The 18898-nt window shown below is 68.6% G+C and carries 13 protein-coding genes and 1 tRNA gene; 4 read left to right on the top strand and 10 right to left on the bottom strand.

Annotation, left to right across the window (positions count from 1 at the left end; genetic code table 11):
• Positions 1-422: 422 nt before the first annotated feature.
• The 4 genes from ACFSXZ_RS21910 to ACFSXZ_RS21895 form a co-directional block, all read right to left on the bottom strand.
• Positions 423-863, bottom strand: coding sequence for a hypothetical protein (locus tag ACFSXZ_RS21910; RefSeq protein WP_378266976.1), 441 nt, complete (start codon positions 861-863; stop codon positions 423-425).
• A 1523-nt stretch (positions 864-2386) separates the two neighbouring features.
• A complete protein-coding gene (locus ACFSXZ_RS21905) occupies positions 2387-3109 on the bottom strand; it encodes a hypothetical protein (protein WP_378266975.1) in 723 nt (240 codons plus the stop codon).
• Positions 3102-4061: a tyrosine-type recombinase/integrase gene (locus ACFSXZ_RS21900; protein ID WP_378266974.1), complete on the bottom strand. Its 960-nt coding sequence runs from the start codon at positions 4059-4061 to the stop codon at positions 3102-3104. Before ACFSXZ_RS21900 ends, ACFSXZ_RS21905 begins: the two co-directional genes overlap by 8 nt.
• A 117-nt stretch (positions 4062-4178) precedes the next feature.
• Positions 4179-4252: transfer RNA gene (locus ACFSXZ_RS21895), tRNA-Pro, on the bottom strand.
• 336 nt (positions 4253-4588) lie between these two features.
• On the opposite strand from ACFSXZ_RS21895, the gene ACFSXZ_RS21890 reads away from it, so the two are divergent.
• The 3 genes from ACFSXZ_RS21890 to ACFSXZ_RS21880 all read left to right on the top strand — a co-directional run bounded on the left by ACFSXZ_RS21890 (position 4589) and on the right by ACFSXZ_RS21880 (position 8360).
• Positions 4589-5596, top strand: coding sequence for a phosphotransferase family protein (locus ACFSXZ_RS21890; protein WP_378266973.1), 1008 nt, complete (start codon positions 4589-4591; stop codon positions 5594-5596).
• 194 nt (positions 5597-5790) lie between these two features.
• Entirely contained in the window at positions 5791-7080 is a 1290-nt protein-coding gene (locus ACFSXZ_RS21885; RefSeq protein ID WP_378266972.1) for a glycosyltransferase family 87 protein, read from the top strand.
• Positions 7080-8360 carry a glycosyltransferase 87 family protein gene (locus ACFSXZ_RS21880; RefSeq protein ID WP_378266971.1) on the top strand — a complete coding sequence of 427 codons (1281 nt, stop codon included), beginning with the start codon at positions 7080-7082 and terminating at the stop codon, positions 8358-8360. The genes ACFSXZ_RS21885 and ACFSXZ_RS21880 overlap by 1 nt, the downstream gene beginning before the upstream one ends.
• On the opposite strand, the gene ACFSXZ_RS21875 is transcribed toward ACFSXZ_RS21880, so the two are convergent.
• The 6 genes from ACFSXZ_RS21875 to ACFSXZ_RS21850 all read right to left on the bottom strand — a co-directional run bounded on the left by ACFSXZ_RS21875 (position 8283) and on the right by ACFSXZ_RS21850 (position 17312).
• Entirely contained in the window at positions 8283-9581 is a 1299-nt protein-coding gene (locus tag ACFSXZ_RS21875) for a glutamine synthetase (protein ID WP_378267011.1), read from the bottom strand. The genes ACFSXZ_RS21880 and ACFSXZ_RS21875 overlap by 78 nt on opposite strands.
• The gene (locus ACFSXZ_RS21870; RefSeq protein WP_378267010.1) at positions 9575-11305 is read right to left on the bottom strand and encodes an IucA/IucC family protein; all 1731 of its coding nucleotides are present in this window, start codon (positions 11303-11305) and stop codon (positions 9575-9577) included. The genes ACFSXZ_RS21875 and ACFSXZ_RS21870 overlap by 7 nt, the downstream gene beginning before the upstream one ends.
• 59 nt (positions 11306-11364) lie before the next feature.
• On the bottom strand, positions 11365-12678 hold the full coding sequence (locus ACFSXZ_RS21865) for a lysine N(6)-hydroxylase/L-ornithine N(5)-oxygenase family protein (protein ID WP_378266970.1): 1314 nt from the start codon (positions 12676-12678) through the stop codon (positions 11365-11367).
• On the bottom strand, positions 12675-14138 hold the full coding sequence (locus tag ACFSXZ_RS21860) for a pyridoxal phosphate-dependent decarboxylase family protein (RefSeq protein WP_378266969.1): 1464 nt from the start codon (positions 14136-14138) through the stop codon (positions 12675-12677). Before ACFSXZ_RS21860 ends, ACFSXZ_RS21865 begins: the two co-directional genes overlap by 4 nt.
• A gap of 130 nt (positions 14139-14268) precedes the next feature.
• A complete protein-coding gene (locus ACFSXZ_RS21855; RefSeq protein WP_378266968.1) occupies positions 14269-15219 on the bottom strand; it encodes an LLM class F420-dependent oxidoreductase in 951 nt (316 codons plus the stop codon).
• Entirely contained in the window at positions 15216-17312 is a 2097-nt protein-coding gene (locus ACFSXZ_RS21850) for a S9 family peptidase (RefSeq protein ID WP_378266967.1), read from the bottom strand. The genes ACFSXZ_RS21855 and ACFSXZ_RS21850 overlap by 4 nt, the downstream gene beginning before the upstream one ends.
• A gap of 197 nt (positions 17313-17509) precedes the next feature.
• On the opposite strand from ACFSXZ_RS21850, the gene rocD reads away from it, so the two are divergent.
• A complete protein-coding gene (gene rocD, locus ACFSXZ_RS21845) occupies positions 17510-18739 on the top strand; it encodes an ornithine--oxo-acid transaminase (RefSeq protein ID WP_378266966.1) in 1230 nt (409 codons plus the stop codon).
• Positions 18740-18898 lie beyond the last annotated feature (159 nt).

Here is an 18898-nt window from a genome sequence, read left to right as displayed (position 1 = left end):
GCGACAAGCACCCACTGTGAAAACCCAATACACGATCAAACCACCAACACAAAGTCAGACTGCGCGAAGTGCGGCCGCGTCCCAACCGGACCCGGCGGTGTCCTCTGCCCCGCCTGCCTCCAGGCAATAGAGAACCGGCCAGCCAGCAGCTACTACGACAACCTGCGCTAAGCGCCCTGCCGGATAAGAGCATGTCGTCCAAGAGTTGGCACTGCGGAGCAGCACAATACCTGTGCGAGCGGTCGCCACCCCGCACCTTTGGGAACCAGGCTGTCGGGGCTGCGTGCTATGACCCGGTCAGTTCCGACGCCTTGCTCGAGATGAAAGTGCTTACATCCCGGGTGTAGCCCAACCGTCGTACCGAAAGCCAGCGCGCCGGACTTCACGGTCGATTATGTGGAGTGCGGCGAGGGGATGGTCGCTCACTGCGGCATGGTTCTAGTCGCAACCTCAAAGTCAACCGGAGTATCGAGTCTGTTAGACGAGCATGTTTCCAGCGTGGTCACAGTCCAATCAGACGAAACTGCCTTGACCAGGTCTCGACGGGCACTTACTAAGGCCACCTGTGCGTACTCGGCAGCGTGCTGAAGTTGTTCCAGCGCGGCAATCACTATTCCTGAATTCAAGAAACTCGTGAATTCATCAAGCAGCAGGAAGGTCGGCTCAACGCGCGCATGGTGTCGAGCATGAATGCCAGCTAGTTCCAGGAGAATTAGAGATTGCAGAGAGCCACTCAACTGATCGCCGGTCGACTCCCATCTGCGCCCATTAACCTCCAGGGTCCAGTACACCTGCATGTTTTCGTAGCGAACATCTCTTACTAACTTGCTTTGACCTGACAAGAGATCAAGTGTTGCCTTCATTGACGACACACTAAGGTCGAATAGTTGAGCGAGATGGACGATGTTGCAGACAGCGCCTGACCGTGGTTCCCCCAGCAGGATTGTCTTATACGGTCGCGCCACATAGGGTACAGGAACGCCATCTAAAATGTGAGTGACGTCGCCCGCGCGCCCCCTCGTGGCAACATCATGAGTAAGTGGGTCGAACCATCGCACCGCCATGTCGACATCCCGGTGACGTGACATCGTTGCTATGTGATCCGGGTAGGCTACGCTTGCAATGAGGTAGGTCAGGGCTGTCTTCCCGCTGCCATTGGGACCGGTAATGAGATTCCGCATGCCCAGGTCGAACTTTCGACCCTCCAGCGACGCGACTGGCACAGAATTAACCGATATGGACTCAACAAGTCCGATATGATGCAGTGCTCCACCATTTACCTCGGCAGCCTTTCGAGCCTCGTGCAGCCTCTTCCACGCTCTGAGTTGAGCCGCCGAATAGATACGCCCGCCATCCGAGTCAATGGATTTTCCATGCGAAAAGCAACACCAAATCCCATTCTCAGGCTCGCTACGCTCCGCGACGGAGAGACCACCCGTTCCTCGCGGACCTTCCGGCGACGCCGCGTGGATGTGTGCAGCCACGCCAATATTCACTGTTTGCCGCGACCCCACCCCCGGGCCGATCGTCAGCCGCCCACAGTTCAGAACGGAGCATTGATATCCAGCCCTTTCTGCCATTATTCTCTTGGTAGCTGCAGAGAATTCCGCCCTCACGCTCACTCTCGGCCCCTTCCTTGAACCGGTTGAACATTTTACCGTGAATGGACGACAAAAGGTCCATCAAGCGTTGACAAGGCCCATGCCGGAGTCACGATTTGGACGATGGCGGCGGGCGCAAGTTCTACGCACTCACCGACCTGCGAACCCACCAGCTCAAGATAATACCGCGGCCCGCCCCCAGCACCTGGACACCAACGCCAAACGACTCCAACACAAGAGCAGCCGCTAGATCTTGAAATCCGATCGGACCCAGTTGCTCCAGATTGCAACCCACCACGCCCGCTGCCCTTCCGCCGATCGGTGCTCCCGACGAACACCGACGCCCCAATGGCCAACCTACCGCCCGACGCCCTCGCAGGTGTCATGGAACTGGCGCAGTTGGTCGGCTTGTTTCAGGACCAGAGGTCACGGTGATCACGGCCGCGTTTACCAGCATGCCCAAGGAGCCAATTCAGGATCTCCTTTTGCCGAAGATGGTCTCCGAAACGACCCGCGGTGGCGACCAAGGATTTCCTCAAACCCGGCCTGGGCCAGCCGTTGCTTCCAGTTCCTCCATCATGTGCTCACCCGATTGGAGGCTTCCTCGGGCCCGGTGTCCGCGGCTCTGCCTCCCGCGTGTCGGACTCGACGATACCCGGTGCTGTCGCCTGGTCGTCGCTGCTGGCGGTGCCCCAGCAGACCGCGCCGGGCCTGGCCACCACCGGACCTCGTCGGCAGATTTCAATAAACTCGAACACAGGCGAGCGCCCGCCTGCCAGCGGTCGTCAAGCAGATAGTGCCGGCGGCTCACTCTCGTAGGGTTCGACTTCCGGTTGTTGTTCGGACCGGACCAGGGCGACGAGCGTTCTCGACCGGGCGGCACTGACGTGAAGGCGCTTGCGCAGCGTCTCCGCCGAAATCGGCCTGCGACACGTCGCCCAGTGCCGGGCATCCTCGACGCGCGCCCGGGCGAGCAACTCGTCCTCGCCTGGTTTCTCCGACACCGGAGCCCGGTCACTCCGTTCCTCTCCGGCCGGCTTGGCCATGCTGAGCAGTATTGAAGTCTGGGCAGACACGTCCGATTCGCCCGGTCGCTCTGTCCCGGTGTTGATTGCCTGCAGCAGGCCGGGGCCGACTTCTGCCCATCCCATCAGCAGCAGCGGCCCGACCGCGTCGAACAAGGCCCGGCCGAGATGCCCAGCGATCAGGGGCTCAGCAACGTTCAACGCCAAGGTCACGACGCTGGCACCCAGCAACAGACGCCGCGCCGGCTTCAACACCCCCGGATCCACACCACTCAGGGCGAGATGCCGGGTCGCGACCAGCAGGCCCAGCACCGTCAAATCCAGCGCCGGCGCCACCAACGGGGCAATCCACACCGGAACACCGAGCCGAAGGGCGAGGTCGAGCACATTGCCGAACCCGAACAGGAACGTCAGCCCCACCACCGTCGCCATGATCACCGACACCGACCGGACCGTCATATCAGCGTGCCGGGGATCAGGCATGTTCACCGATCCCCATCCGCAACTGGGTCTCCTGGGCACGCTCGGCCGCGGCGCTCGCGCCGTAGTGCCGCGGCATGTCATCCGAGGTCCAGCCCAGCAGCAACATCAGGTCACCCGTGTCGCCGCCGCGGCGCTTCCACTCGTGGGCGAAGTTGTGCCGCCACCGATGCGCATGCACTCCAGACAGCCCTGCGGCCAGTCCTCGCCGCTTGATCATGATCTTGATCCCGTTCGGCGCCAGCCGTCGGATGCCACGGTCGGCCAGCCACAGGTCCGGGAGTTCCGCCCCCTTGTGCTTGGACCTTGCCCGCAGATACCGGCTGATCGCCCGCGCGGTCTTGGGACCGAACCGCACCCGACGGTCCTTGTTGCCCTTGCCGCGATACCGGACCGAGTCGGTGTCCAGGTCCACATCGTCAAGGAGCAGGTTGCCGACCTCTGACAGGCGGGCACCGGTGTTGTAGTACAGCCGGATGATCGCCTCGTCCCGGAGCCGCACGAAGTCCTTGCCCTTGCAGGTGCCCAGGACCTTCGCGGTGTCGTCATCCTTGATCACCGGGATGAGCTTCTTCTGCGTCTTGGGCTGCTTCACCCGCTCCATCGGCGAGCGCTCGATGTCCTGCTCGTCCACCAGCAGCCACTTAAAGAACTGCTGCAACCCCTTGTGCTTGTTCAACGCCGTCGACGCCGAGCGGGTCTCGATCATCCAGCCCTGAAATGCCTCCACGTGTGCTTTCGTCACCGCACAGGGGTCGTCGGCCGCATCGTCGGCGTCGGGGTCCGGCGAGTACTCCTCCAGATACCGGGCCAGTTGGGCGGCGGCGAGCAGGTAGTTGTAGCGGGTGGTCTCCGGGTGATTGGCCGACCGCAGTGTGCGGTCCCAGTCCCGCAGGTACCCGGCCCACGTCTTCGACAGGCCGAGTGTGAGCTTGTTCAGGTCCAACAGAGGCATCGGTGAAACCCTCCGAGTCAAGGCGTCCATGAGCGGCGTGCTCGACCTCGAAGAACTCACCAAGATCACAAAAAGAGGGTCTCCACAGGCTCTGACCTGCGAAAACCCTCTCGGCCGTCGGGACGACAGGATTTGAACCTGCGACCCCTTGACCCCCAGTCAAGTGCGCTACCAAGCTGCGCCACGTCCCGGCCATCGCCCCGGAAGGCGACGTATTCACCTTATAACGTCCCCGGCGCTGTGTCGCAGGCAGGTCCCGCAACGCGCCGACCTGCGAAGAAGCGCGGTGGGACGTGAGCGGGCGAGCCTGGCGGCCGGAGGTGACGCGACGCTCCGTGTCCGGTGTCGGACCGAACGCTGCCGGACACGTGCGACTAAGCCAGGTCGGCAAGCGCGGAAGCCTCCACGGGATCGCCGTGCTGACCGGTGGCGCCACCACGTGGCAGGGTCTACCCGTCTGAAACCGTGCCGATATCGAGTCGTCTCGGCCGCCACCGGGTCGACCTAGGCGGACGCAAGGAGCTTCGATGAACACTGCGGACGTGCTGAAGATTCTGGCCCGGAACGGTCTCGCGGAGGCCGGGATCCGGACCGTGGAGGCGTTGCCCGAAGGCACGTTCAACACCGTCTACCGAGTCCGTCTGACGGACGGAACCGGCTTGGTGTGCAAGATCTCGCCCCCTCCTGACACGCCCATCCTCAGTTACGAGCGCGGCCTTTCGCACGGGGAACTGGTCTTCTACCGCTCCGCGGCGACCGCGCGGTCGGTGCCGGTGCCCGCCGTCGTCCGGCACGACTTCGACCGTACGGTCGTCGACGGTGATGTCGTGATCATGACCGAATGTCCGGGCAGGAGCTGGCACTCCCTGCGCGAAGAACTCGGTGAGGACGATCAAGCCCGGCTTCGGCACCGGCTCGGCGGGATCACCGCCGAACTCCACACGGTCACCGGCACGGGCTTCGGTTATCCCCGGGAGACGCCTCTGGCGGCGACTTGGCGGGAGAGTTTTCTCACCATGTTCGACACGCTTTGCGGCGACGCCGAACACTACCGCGCCGGAACACCGGTGCCGGTCGCCGAACTGCGACGGCGGGTTCACGCCCACGCGGACACCCTGGACGAAATCGAAACCCCGGGACTGGTCCATTTCGATCTGTGGAACGGCAACATCCTGGTCGACCTTGCCGATGGACGGCCGGAGATCAGTGGTGTCGTCGACGGCGAACGGGCCTTCTGGGGCGATCCGGTCGCGGAATTCGTGTCACTGGCCCTGTTGGGCGAAATCGAGCGCGACGACCATTTCCTGCGGGGCTACCGCGAAGCAGGGGGCTCGGTGGTCTTCGACGCGGGAACGCGCATACGGCTGGCGCTCTACCGTTGTTATCTGTACCTGATCATGCTGACGGAAAGCGTCCCTCGCGGATATCCGGACGCTCAGCTCGCCCGCCTGCGCCGGATGGTCGACCCGCCGCTGCTGGCCGCATCCGCGGTCCTCGCCGGGGAATCGCCGGGCGTGCACCCCCGTTCGCGTTGACCGGCCGGCGGGCTGTGCGCCGTGCTGATGCGCCCGGTCACCAGGGACCCGTCCTGGCGCCCGCGGCCGGAATCCGCCGAAAACCTGAGGTCAGGCGTGGGGTGGACCGCCGCGTCCCGATTTCCCGTCAAGGCACATCACTCAAGCCCCACGTCGCCGGAAGAGGAAAATCCCGGGGCCCTAGAGTGGGCTCGATGTCTCGACCCGACAGTCAGCACGACGCCGCGAACGAGTGGCGCAAGTACCTGTGGCTCGTCCCGGTGCCGTGCGCGGTGTGGTTGTTCTTCGCCCTGAACGGCATGTTCCACTACCTGCCGACACGGCCCCAGATCGACTTGGAGGTCTACCGCTTCGGCGTGCAGGCCTGGTGGGGCGGGCATGACATGTACGGCCCGCTCCCTCCGGTCAACAACGGCGCCGTACTGCCGTTCGTGTATCCGCCGTTCGCCGCGATCCTGCTGAGCCCGCTCGCCATGCTGCCGTGGGACGCCTCGGTGGTGACCGTCGACATCCTCAGCGGCCTGAGCCTCGCGGTGACCCTCTACCTGGTCGCCCGCGTCGCACGCCCGTCGCTCGGCCGCGCGGGTGGCGTGGCGGTGGCCTCGCTGGCCCTGCCCTTGACCGTGTTTCTCGAACCGGTGATCCAGACCTTCGGCTTCGGCCAGGTCAGCCTGATCCTGATGGCGGTGGTCGCGGTCGACTGCCTGGCGGGCAAGACGCTGTGGCCGCGCGGGTTCGGCATCGGGATCGCCGCGGCGCTCAAGCTCACTCCCGCCGCGTTCGTGCTGTTCTTCCTGGTCCGCAGGGACTACCGGTCGGCGGCCACGGCCGGTCTGTCGTTCGCCGGAGCCATGCTGATCGGGTTCCTCGTCGACTTCCACGCCTCGGTCGAGTACTGGTTCCACGGCGGCCTCAACGGCGGCGGGGTCAGCGGCACCGCGTTCAAGACCAACCAGGCGATCGAGGCCGTCCTGGTCCGGACCGGGCTGGCGGGAGCGCCGGAGAAACTGGCCTGGATCGCGCTCGTGCTCGCTCTGCTCGTGCTGGTCGCCCGCGCGATGCGGGACGCCGATCCCGCGCCGGCCCTGATGGCCAACGCCGGCTTGGCGCTGCTCGTCTCGCCGACGTCCTGGTCGCACTACTACGTCTGGGTGGCGCCCGCGCTGCTGGTCATGCTGGCCTACACGATCCGCCGGGCGGAGGAACGCTCCTGGTGGGCGGCGGGCTGGCTGGGCGCCGGGGTCCTCACCGCCGTGCTGTTCCACCTCGCGCCGTTCCACGACCTGCCGGTGACCGACTTCCCCGTGGTGCACACGCACTGGACCCTGATCCAGCAGTTGTCCGCCGCGACCTACGTCCTGCTCGGGGTCGTGCTGCTACTCGCGTTCGCCCTGCCGCGGTCCTTCCGGCGGCGTCCCCCGATCGAGGGACCGCGGCCCGCCCTCTCCGAGACGGTGAAACAGCCTGCCGATATCGTGAGTTAGTGAACCGCGCTCGCGTCCTGGTGCCGCTCCTCGCGGTCGCGGCCCTGGCGCTCGAATTCCCGTGGCGGTTCGAATCGCACATCGACCTCGAGGTCTACCGGCTCGGCGCGCAGGCGTGGTGGCACGGGCAGGACCTCTACGGTCCGCTGCCGCCCACTTCGATCGGGATGCGGCTGCCCTTCATCTACCCGCCGTTCGCGGTGCTCGCGCTCGGCCCGCTGGCCATGCTGCCGTGGGGCGTGGCCGTGATCGTGTTGTTCGCGGCCAACCTGTTGTGCGTCGGCGGCACACTGTTCCTGGTCACCCGCCGGGTCTGGCCCGCGGGCGGCGGGCGCGGCGCCTTCGTCGTCGCCGCGGCGGCGATGCCGGTGGCGATGGCACTCGAACCGCTGCGCGAAACCTTCGCTTTCGGCCAGGTCAACCTGTTGTTGATGGGCCTGGTCGCGGCGGACTGCCTGACCACCAGGCCACGCTGGCCACGCGGACTCGGGGTGGGCCTGGCCGCCGCGATCAAGCTGACGCCGCTGGCGTTCGTGTTGTTCTTCCTGGTCCGCAAGGACTATCGAGCATCTGTGACGGCGACGGTCACCGCTGTCGCCGCGTCGGCGCTCGGTTTCCTGATCGACCCGGGCACTTCGGCGCGGTACTTCTTCGGCGGCCTCGCCGGTGCCGGCGGACTGAGCGGCTCGCCGTATCGCACGAACCAGGGCATCGACGCGGTCCTGGTCCGGCTGGGTCTGCCGGCCGGGACCGCGAAGTTCTGGTGGTTGGCGCTGGCGGTGGTGCTGCTCGGGCTCGCCGTGTGCGCGATGCGCCGGTCGGAGCCGGCGATCGCGCTGGCCGTCAACGCCGGGTTCGCGCTGCTGGTCTCGCCGATCTCGTGGTCGCACCACTGGGTCTGGGTGGCGCCCGCTGTGCTGGCCATGGCGCTCCACGGCTTCCGCCGCGTCCGCGAGCGAGCGAGTACCGCGGCGGGCTGGTGGGTCACCGCCGCGGTGACCGGCACGCTGTGCATCGTCGCGCCGTTCCGTTATGTGCCCTACGGCGACAAGCCCGGCTTGGTCTGGACCACCGTGCAGCAGATTCCGGGCAACGCCTACGCGCTGCTGGGCACGATTCTGCTCGCCGGATACGGGACCGCCTCGGCGGTCCGCCTCGGCAGGTCCACGGGCTCGAAACCTCGAGCGGAAACGCGGACGACCTCACGCCCGCAAAGCCCCTCGACGGCGCTGCCAGTCGGTGACGGCGTCACAGCCCGCATCGATCTCGGCCCGCAGTAACGCTTCCTGCTGCGCGGCGACCTCATCGCCCAGCAGTTCCCCGAGCCGCTCGAAGTCCCGCGCCTCCCACGGTTTGTCGTGCAGGCATCCCACCGCCTGACCGGGCGGAGGCGGCGTCAGTCCGTCCTCGATGCCCGCGCGGCCCGCGGCGAGCAACGCGGCGACCACCAGGTGCGGTTGCGCGTCGGCTCCGGCGAACCGGAATTCCAGCCGCAACGAGCGGTCACGACCCGCGACGCGGACCGCCGCGGTGCGGTCGTCGACTCCCCAGCGCACCACGCGCGGGGAGAACGGCGCGGTGCGCAACCGCACGTAGCTGTTCCATGTCGGCGCCCAGACCCCGGTGAGCGCCCTGGCGTCACGGAGGACACCGGCCAGGAAAGCGCCCAGCGCCGGGGAAAGCTCCGTACCTCGGGCCGCCGGGTCACCGTCCGGTCCGGACAAGGACAGATGGACGTGACACGAGTTGCCCTGCCCGGTTTCGGGCGCGGCGAGGTAGCTCGCGCGCACACCGTGTTCGGTGGCCACGGTCCGGACGACGAGTTGTTGCAGCATCGCGTCGTCGCACGCGGCGAGGGCGTCTCGGTGGCGGAGCACGATCTCGTACTGTCCCGGATGGCATTCCGCCCGCGCCGATTCGACCTCCAACGGCTCCAGAGCCCGCCGCAGGCTCCCGAGCAACGGCCGGAGCCGCTCAATGCCACCGACCGCGTAGTCCACCCCGTGCGCGGTCAGCGGTCCGTGCTCGTCGAGGAAGGTCACCTCGTGCTCGATCCCCACTGACGGCACGAATCCCCGGTCTTCCAGCGCCCGTAACTGTTCGGTGAGAACCTGGCGCGGGGCCACCGCGACGGGACGCCCATCCGGCCACTCGACATCGCAAACCACGGCGAGCACGCCGTCGGGAAGGGTGACCGCCGTGGCGAAGTCCGGGCGCATGCGCAAATCACCGTAGCCATCGAGGTACCGCGTCAACGCGGGATCCTCAGTGGACAGTGCGGCCCGCTCGGGGTCCCAGGCGAAGACGTAGGTACACAATCCGTAGCCGCCCTCGATCACCTCGTCCGCGACGAACCGTCCCGACAGCTCGACGGCCACGAACCGGGCATGCGGATCGGGGACGAGGAGCAGCAGCCGGGACGCACCTTCGACGGCGGAACGCGGATCGACGGCCCGGGCGGCCAGGGATCGCGGGCCGAGCGGCCTGCCCGAACTCACCAGGCACCGGCCGGATCGGGACCATGCAACGGATTCGGCACGCGTCCCCACCGGACGTCGAACTCGTCGTCCCGCTCGATCTTGTCGAAACCCTTGCCCGCCAGGTGTTCCCGGTTCAACGTGACCCGCTCCACCTCGGCCGCGAACAGATGGCAGGCGTCGAAACGACCGGCCAGCCCGGGATGCTCGTCGCGGAACCGGCCGACGACCTCTCGCACCAGCTCCCAGAACCTCGCCCGGGGCAGGCCGAGGTCGTCGAGCAGGATCTCGGCCCAGAACCGCAACTGCCCGGAGAACACCGAACTGAACAGCGACTGTGCCAGCAGGTGCGGCGGCCAGCGCAACATGTGCGCCCTGGCTTCGTCGTCGAGCAGCGCGTAACAGTCCAGATCCTCGTCCAGCAGGTCCACGCCCTGCGCGAAGTCCTTGATCGCCACCCGCAGCGGGCGGGCGTGCTCGTCGACGATCAGGATGAGGTTCTGGCCGTGTGGGCAGAATCCGACGCCGTAGGCCAGCAGCCATCGCAGCAGCGGGGTGAGCAGCAGGTCCAGGACGCGTCCGCACCACGCTTCGGCGTCCCCGCCCGCGCGGCCGATGAGTTCGGTGATCACCGCGGCGCCCTGGAGATCCCGGTACGGCAGGGCCGCGAACGAGATCGCGTGCTCGCCCTCGGCCAGCAGCCCGGCCAGCGGCTCCCGCCACAACGCGCCCAGCGTCTCGTGGAACCGGTACGGAAGCTCCTTCAGCGAGCCGAACAGCGGATGTCGCACCGAAACCGCCGCCACCTCGCCGAGCAACTCGAAGCGGTATTCCGAGGACAGCACAGGATCGGAGGAATGGATCCGCTTCAGCCATTCGGTGATCGCCGGGGCGGCCAGCGTGGCCGCCGAGTCCAGGCCCCGGTAGACCAGCGTGTTGCGCACCGACACCGCGGTCTTGACGTCACGCCGTCCGGGACGGCTCACGTTGGCCAGCGTCCGGACCGTCTGATGAGGACGGTAGTGGTCACGGCTGGGGCCGAGATCCACCAGCACACCGGTGGCGAGTTCGGCGGCGTAGAGCGTGCCGATGATCTCGTCCGCCTGCCACGGGTGCACCGGCAGCCACAGGAAGACCGCGGGGTTCGCGGCGAGGGTGAACTCGGCGCGTTGCTCGGCGTCGAGTTCCTCCCGGAGCAGAAAGTTCTCGTCCAGCCCGGCCACCGAGCGGAACCGCGCGTGGTCGCGATGCACGGCGAACCAGCGAAGCTGCACGTCCGACCCGGATTCCGGTGCGTAGAGCGCGCGGTCGGCCGCCGAGAAGCCGACCCGGCCCTTGTTGAGCACCAGGCGCGGATGCCCGGTCAGGTGCCCGTCGGCCAGATTATAGTCCATTGTGGACAATCGTTCCGCGGTCGGCGCGTGTGCCAGCCGGGTCGCTTCGTTGGTGACCGTGGCGGTGAGTTCGGCGAGAACATCGGCGAGCCGAGCCCCGGCCAGACCGAGTTCGGCGCGCGCGTCCACAATCAGCGTCCGCGGATCGGAGGCGGGCACCGGCTCCTCCGCGCCGGCGCGCCGGGTCGCCGTTCCCGGCAGGACCGTCCACGAACCGAAAGCGCCACGGCGCGCCTTGAACTCGTACTGGACATCCTCCGGAAGGGACAGTCGCCAACCCCGGTGGGCACCGGGGTGCTCCTCCTCGGTGGGTTCCGGCTCGAACAACCCTTCGTAGGACAGTTCTCCGAGCATCTTGTGCGTGACCTGCGACCCGGCCAGCCGCCAGGCGTCCGCCTCGTCGAGTTCGTCGTTCACTGTCTCTCCTCGCTTGGGGGGCACAGGCCGAACCTGGTGAACGCGGTACGGGAGGGAAGATCGTAGACCGCGTGCCCGCGGACCGAGTTGATGATCGACGCCGCCCGCCACGCGGCCAGGCCGAGATCCGGCGCACCGGCGCCATGCGTGTGCCGTTCGGCGTTCTGCACGTAGATCGAACCCGTGATGCCGGCACCGTCCGGGGACAGGCGAAGCCGGTAGTCGCGCTCGACCACGAGCCTTCCGCTGCCGTCGCGTGCCAGGCAGGCGCCGAGCGGAGCGAGCAGGTCGTCCAGCGGCGTCTCGGTGTAACCGGTCGCGGCGACCACCGCGTCAGTGTGCCAGACGGCGCCGGCGCTCTGCTGCCGATGCCGCAGGCCCAGCGCGATCCTCGTCCCGTCGGGCCGCGCCGAGACGACCTCCACCCCCGGCGTGAGGACGACGTCGGGCCAGTTTCCGCCGACACTCCGGCGATACAGTTCGTCGTGGATAGCGGCGATCGTGCCGGCGTCAATGGCCTTGTAGAGCTGCCATTGCGACGGCAGCAGCCGGTCACGCTCCGGTTCGGGGAGGCCGTGGAAAAACCCGGTGTAGTCCGGGGTGAACTGTTCGAGCCCGAGCTTGGAGTACTCCATCGGCGCGAACGCCGGAGTCCTCGCGATCCAGCGCAGGCCGTCCGGGCGTGAACGGTGACGCAGCAGGTCGAGAAAGACTTCGGCGCCCGACTGCCCGGCGCCGACGACGGTCACCACGGGAGCGTCCAGCAAGCGCTTTCTCTCGTCGAGGTAGTGCGCCGAATGCACCACGGAACCAAGGGATTCCAGGCTCCGCAACGGTTCCGGCAGCCACGGCGAGGTGCCGACGCCGAGCACCACGTTCCGGGCCCTGACCGGCTCGGCGTCCACCGCGGAAGTCAGCCGGAAGGTGCCGTCCGCCCAGGCGATCGAGGTGATCTCGGCACCGAAGTGGCAACTGCCGAGCCGCCCGCTCGCCCAGCGGCAATAGTGGTCGTACTCGGCGCGCGGCAGGTGGAACCGTTCCGCGAAATAGAACGGGAAGAGCCTGCCATGCTCCCGCAGATAGTTCAAAAAGGACAGTGGGCTGGTCGGATCCACCAGCGACACCAGATCGGCCAGGAAGGGCACCTGGATCGTGGCGCCCTCGATGAGCAACCCCGGGTGCCAGCGGAATTCCTCGCGCCGGTCGAACAGCGCCACCGACAGGCCCGGGACCTTCTCGGCCAGCGCGGCCAGCGACAGGTTGAACGGGCCGATGCCCACACCGGCCAGATCGAGGGGCTCCCCCGTCATGAAGTCACCGCGCCCTCGGCGGACGCGGCTCGCGCGGCCGGCGGGGTCATTTCGGCACGGGCGACGGCCAGGATTTCGCCGAGCAGGCCGGAATAGTCGGCGGCCGTGGCGTGCGGGTGCAGGAAGGTGAGCTTGAGCCAGATCCGCCCGCCGATCGTGGCGCGTCCGACGACCGCCGTCCCGGCCTCCAGCAGCGTCCGCCGGATCCGCGCGACCAGCGCGTTCGCCGCCGGAACGGTGATGTCGTCGGCGACGGCCGGGCGGAACAGCACGGTGGACAGTTTCGGGCTTCCCCACAGCGTCAACCCGGGGTCGGCATCGATCAGCCCGGCGACCTCGGCCGCGGTCCGGCAGCACTGTTCCACCATCGCGCCCATGCCGCGGACGCCGAGGGCCCGCATGGTCACCGCCATCCGGAACACGTCGGGCCTGCGTGAGGTCCGGAGGGAGCGGCCGAGCACATCCGGCAACCCGGCTTCGGTGTCGTCTTCGGAGTTGAGGTATTCGGCTCGCACCGTCAGCGCGTCGAGGTCGGACGCCACGCGGGAGACGAACAGGCCCGCGGAAATCGGCTGCCAGCCGAACTTGTGCAGGTCGAGAGCGATCGAATCGGCCTCGCCGAGTCCGTCCAACCGGGACCGCAACGAAGGACTGCACAGCGCGAGCCCCCCGTAAGCGGCGTCGACGTGCAGGCGCGCGTTGTGGCGGCGACAGATCCGCGCCACCTCGGGCAGCGGATCGATCTCCCCGGTGTCGGTGGTGCCCGCGGTCGCCACCACGACGGCTGGTGCACCGTCCAGCGCAGTGCCGAGGGCCGTCTCGAGAGCGGCGGGACGAATCCGCTGGTCATCACAGTCCACCACGACCGGCGCGGGAAGCCCGAGCAGCCAGGCCGCGCGGGCGACGCTGTGGTGCGCGCTCGCACCGCACACCGGCCGCACGGCCGGGTTCCGCTCGCGCGCCAGCAGGAGGCCGAGCAGGTTGGACTCGGTACCCCCGGTGGTGACGACCGCGTCGGGCGCCGGCTCATCCGGGTAACACAGGCGCGCCATCTCGGTGACGAACTCACGCTCGAGTTCGGTCGCCACCGGGGCCTGATCCCAGGAGTCCATCGACGGGTTGAGCGCGCCGGCGACCACGTCGGCGGCGACCGCGACGGCCAGCGGCGGGCAATGGAGGTGCGCCGCGCACCACGGTTCGGCCGGATCGACCGATCCCGCGGCGAACAGCGTGCCCAACTCGGCCAGCGCCCGCTCCGCACCGACGCCTTCGGCGGGCACCAAGGGCCGGGCGCCGCTCAGGGCCGCCGCGACGGCGGCGGGTCCGCCCGCGGGCGCGGCACCGTCACGCTCCGTTCCCCCTGCCGCCAGCGTCCCGAGCGCCAACGGAATCAACTCCGCCAGCCGCTCGTGCCCCGCCGCTCCGCCGGCCAGCGCGTCCGGCGCGCCCACAGCGTCCACTCAGTGCCCCCTCGGTGCCCTTCCCAACATCCCAAGGTCTTTCCTTAGGTTTGCCTACCCTCAGCTACTCTACGCACCCTCTCGATTGCGCGAACGGGGAGGCAGGGTGTTGTCGAGGGGCCCGGGGAATTCAGCGAGGAGCCAGCGCCGCCACCGTCGCGGCGGGGTCGTCGCCGGGGACGGCCAGCGTGATGAGCGGCGTGTCCACCCCGTTGTCCTGGTAGGTCTGGACCTTTTCGCGGCACTCCGCCAGCGAGCCGTGGATCAGCAGATCGTCGACCACCTCGTCGGGAATCGCGGCGTTGGCGGCCTTCCGGTCGCCCCGCGCCCAGGCCTCGTGCATCGGCGCGAGCAGTTCACCGCGCCCGAGCCAGTCGTGGAACGCGGCATAGACCGGGACCGTGAGATAACTGCTGATCATCCTCCGGCCCAGCGCCCGCGCGGCTTCGCGGTCCTCGGTCGGGCAGACGAACACGCGCGCCACCAGTTCGAGGTCGTCACCGATTTCCGCCTGCACCTTGGGCACGTCGGAGGGCGCGAGCCAGTTGGTGATCGCGCCGTCGGCCTCCCGGGCGGCGAGCCGGAGCATGCCGGGCCGCAGCGCCGCGAGCATGATGCCGGGCGCGGGATCGGGCACCCGTTCCAGCCGGAAGCCGTTCACCGAGAACGTCGGATACTTCTCGGTCACCTTCTGCCCTGCCAGCGCCGCACGGAGGAACCGCAGGGTGTCCCGCGTGCGGCCGAAGGGTTCGGCGAACTCCGCCGCGTTCCAGCCCGACACGATCACCGGGGACGAAGCGCCGATGCCCAGCACGAACCGGCCGGGCGCGGCATCGGCGAGCGTGGCCGCCGACATCGCCAGCAGCCCGGGCCCGCGCGTGTAGACCGGCACGATCGCCGTGCCCAGCCGCAGCCGGGGGGCCCACTGCGAAGCCAGCAGCAGCGGCGAGAACGCGTCGTTGCCCGCGGTCTCGGCCGTCCAGGCGTCCGTGTAACCCAGATCCGGCAACCGCTCGACCAGTTCGCGGTGCGCCATCAGCGGCACCCCGTTCAGCGGAATGGTCAAACCCCAGCGCTTCACGCGTCCTCCCGGTTGTCCAGTTCGCGCTTGATCCACTCCACCTGGAGCCGGACCAGGTTCTCGGCCACTTCCTCGGCCTGGGGCGTCATGTGCGTCGCGCCGACCAGCGGAAGGAAGGTATGCGCCCGGCCCGCCGCCAGCAACGCCGAGGACAACCGCAGCGAATGCGCGACGAACACGTTGTCGTCGGCCAGACCGTGCACGATCAGCAGCGGACGGCGCAGCCCCGGCGCGTCGTCGATGAGCGAACTTTGCCGGTAGGCGTCGGGTTTCTCGTCCGGCCTGCCCAGGTACCGCTCGGTGTAGTGGGTGTCGTAGAGCGCCCAGTCGGTGACCGGCGCACCGGCGACCGCCGCATGGAAGGTCTCCGGAGCCCGCAGCACGGCGAGCGCGGAGAGGTAGCCACCGAAGGACCAGCCCCGGATCGCCACCCGGCCGAGGTCCAGTTCCGGGTGGTCGGCGCCGACCGCGCGCAGCGCGTCGGCCTGGTCGGCCAGCGTCACGCCGGCGAGGTCGCCCGCGACCTCCTTCTCCCAGGCCGGACCGCGTCCCGGCGTGCCGCGGCCGTCGGCCACCAGCACGGCGAATCCCTGATCCGCCAGCCATTGCGAGGTGAGGAACGCGTTGCGGCTGTGGAGCACGCGTTGCGCGTGCGGACCGCCGTAGGGATCGAGCAGAACCGGCAGCGGCGGGTCCTCTCCCGGCCGGTACCCGGTGGGCAGCAACAGCGCGGCCCGCAGCCCGCGCTCGCCCACGGAGAGCATGAGCGGGCGGGGCTCCAGCCCCGGATCGACCGGGTACGAGCGGACGGGGACGACCGGCTTCCCTTCCCGCACAACGGAAACCTCGGGCCCGCTCCGCTCGAGCGACCATGACGAAAGCACCGTCACCGCCGCGGTTCCCCCGCCGATGTGCACACCGTCCGATGTGGACACTCGGGCGACGGAGCCGTTCCGGGTGCGGTAGACGTGGATCTGGGTCGGGTCGTCCTCGGACGCGCTGAACAGCACTTCGTCGCCGACGTGGAGCACGGAACGCACTTCGAGTCCGGGCGGGGTCACCGGCTCACCGTCGATCAGGAGCCGGTAGCGGCCGTCGGCGGCGCTGACGCGCACGAGCCGCCCGCCGGTGGTCCAGGCCGGAACGCCCGGGACCAACTCCACCCAGTCCGGATCGGTTTCGCTGTGCAGCAGGCTCGTCGAACCGTCGTCCGGGTTCACCGCGAGGATGTCGAGCCGGCGCTGGTCCCTCGGCTGCACGGCCAGCAGCGGCGGGCCGCCTGCCGACCAGTGCACCGCGGCCAGGTATTCCCAGTCACCGCGTTCGATGTCCACCCGAGAGCCGTCGAGGCCCAGCAGGGCCAGTGACACCTCGACGTTGGCCGTGCCCGCCGCCGGGTAGGCGACGGTCGTGGCGGACGCGCCCGGGTCGGCGGGGTCCGCGATCGTCCAGCGGCTCACCCCCGACCGGTCGGTGCGCTCGGCCAGCAGGCTCGTGCCATCGGGCGACCACCAGTAGCCGCGCGCCCGGCCCATCTCCTCCGCCGCGATGAACTCCGCCAGGCCCCACGCGACGTCTTCGGTGTCGGCGGCTTCCTCGACCACCACCCGGTCCTCGCCGGTGGCGAGTTCGATCACCCGGAGCCTGCGGTCACGCACGTAGGCGACGTGCTTCCCGGCCGGGTCGGGCCGGGGGTCGACCACGGCGCCCGCGACGAGTTCGGTCACCTCCCGGGTGGCCAGATCGACCGCGTAGAGCCGGCCGGACAGCGAGAACGTCGCGAGGCGCAGGTCGTCGTCGACGGCGTAACCGACCACCCCGCCCGCGCTCTCCCGGCTGCGTTCCCGGCGAGCGCGCTCCTCCGGGGGGAGTTCCTCCTCGCCGGGCAGCAACTCCACGGCGTCCACGATCTTGGCTTCGGCCCCCGACTCGAGGTCGGTCTCCCACAGGCTGTTGCGGCGATCGGTGCCCGATTCCGATCGCAGGAACAGCAGTCTCTTCCCATCCGGCGACACCCGGAACTCCCGCGGGGTGCCGAGGGTGAAGCGCTGGGAACGCGCCTGTTTGCGGAGGAAGGAAAGCTCGTCGGTCACGTTCGCACACTCTTTCAGACCAGCACCACGGTTGGCGAACGCGCCGCCGTGAACAGGCAGCCACCCCTCTTCTCACACGATCGGGGTGACCGGCGCAGCGTTCCGCCGGTTTCCCGGCCGGAAACGCAACGATCAGCGGGTGAAAGCAGCGTTTTCCGGGATGAAGCGCCGCCCGGACTGCCCGTAGCCTCTAGGTCATGACTGAGACCATGTCGAGGACCTCCCCCGGCAGCACGGCCGCCTTCATCGCGCTCGACGAACGCTGGAGCACGCACAACTACCATCCGCTGCCGGTGGTGATCGCCGAGGCCGAGGGTGCCTGGGTCACCGATGTCGCCGGAAGGCGTTACCTGGACTTCCTTTCCGCCTACTCGGCGCTGAACTTCGGGCACCGCCATCCCGCTCTCGTCGCCGCCGCCGTCGCCCAGCTCGGCCGCGTCACCCTGACGTCACGCGCGTTCCACCACGACCAGCTCGGCGTCTTCTGCGCGGAGCTCGCCGAACTCACCGGCACCGAGATGGTGCTGCCGATGAACTCCGGGGCCGAGGCCGTGGAGTCCGCGCTGAAGGTCGCGCGCAAGTGGGCCTACGAGGTCAAGAAGATCCCGGCGGACCAGGCCGAGATCGTGGTCGCGGGCTCGAACTTCCACGGCCGGACCATCAGCATCGTCTCGTTCTCCACCGACGAGAGCGCCCGCGCCGGGTTCGGTCCGTTCACCCCCGGCTTCGTCGTCGTCAAGTACGGCGACGCCCAGGCGCTGCGCGACGCGATCACCGAACGCACCGCGGCGGTGCTGCTGGAACCGATCCAGGGCGAAGCCGGGGTCCTCGTGCCCCCCGACGGTTACCTCGCCGAGGCCCGCCGGGTGTGCGACGAGGCGGGCGTCCTGCTGATCGCCGACGAGATCCAGTCGGGCCTGGCCCGCACCGGCACGCTGTTCGCGCTCGACCACGAACACGTCCGCGCCGATCTCTACACCCTGGGCAAGGCCCTCGGCGGTGGCATCGTGCCGCTGTCGGCGGTGGTGGGCAGGCGGGACGTGCTGGGGGTGCTCAAGCCGGGCGAGCACGGGTCCACCTTCGGCGGCAACCCGCTGGCCTGCGCGGTCGGCCGGGCCGTGATCGAACTGCTGTCGACCGGCGAGTACCAGCGGCGCTCCGCCGAGTTGGGCGCGCACCTGGAAGCCCGGCTGGGCGAGTTCGTCGGGCACGGCGTCGCCGAGGTCCGCGGACGCGGCCTGTGGGCGGGCATCGACCTGACCCCTGGCGGCCCGTCCGGGCGCGAGACTTCGGAAGAGCTCGCCCGGCGCGGTGTGCTGTGCAAGGAAACCCACGGCACCACGCTGCGGATCGCACCGCCGCTGATGATCAGCCGGGAAGATCTCGACCACGGCCTCGACATCGTCGCCGACGTGGTCACCCGCTGATCACGCAGCCCCTCCGCGGCCTTGCGCGCCCCCGCGATCGTGTCGACAGGGCGCTCCTTACCAACGCACGTCACCTGGGACGAAAAGGCGCCCCGCCGCCCCGATAGCGGATTCAGTCGGCGCGCTCAGTGGTCACCTTGACAGCCGCGTGTTGACACA

The sequence above is a fragment of the Amycolatopsis pigmentata genome, from assembly GCF_042684065.1.
Lineage (GTDB): Bacteria > Actinomycetota > Actinomycetes > Mycobacteriales > Pseudonocardiaceae > Amycolatopsis_E > Amycolatopsis_E pigmentata.
This window is presented reverse-complemented; position numbering and strand designations above follow the sequence as displayed.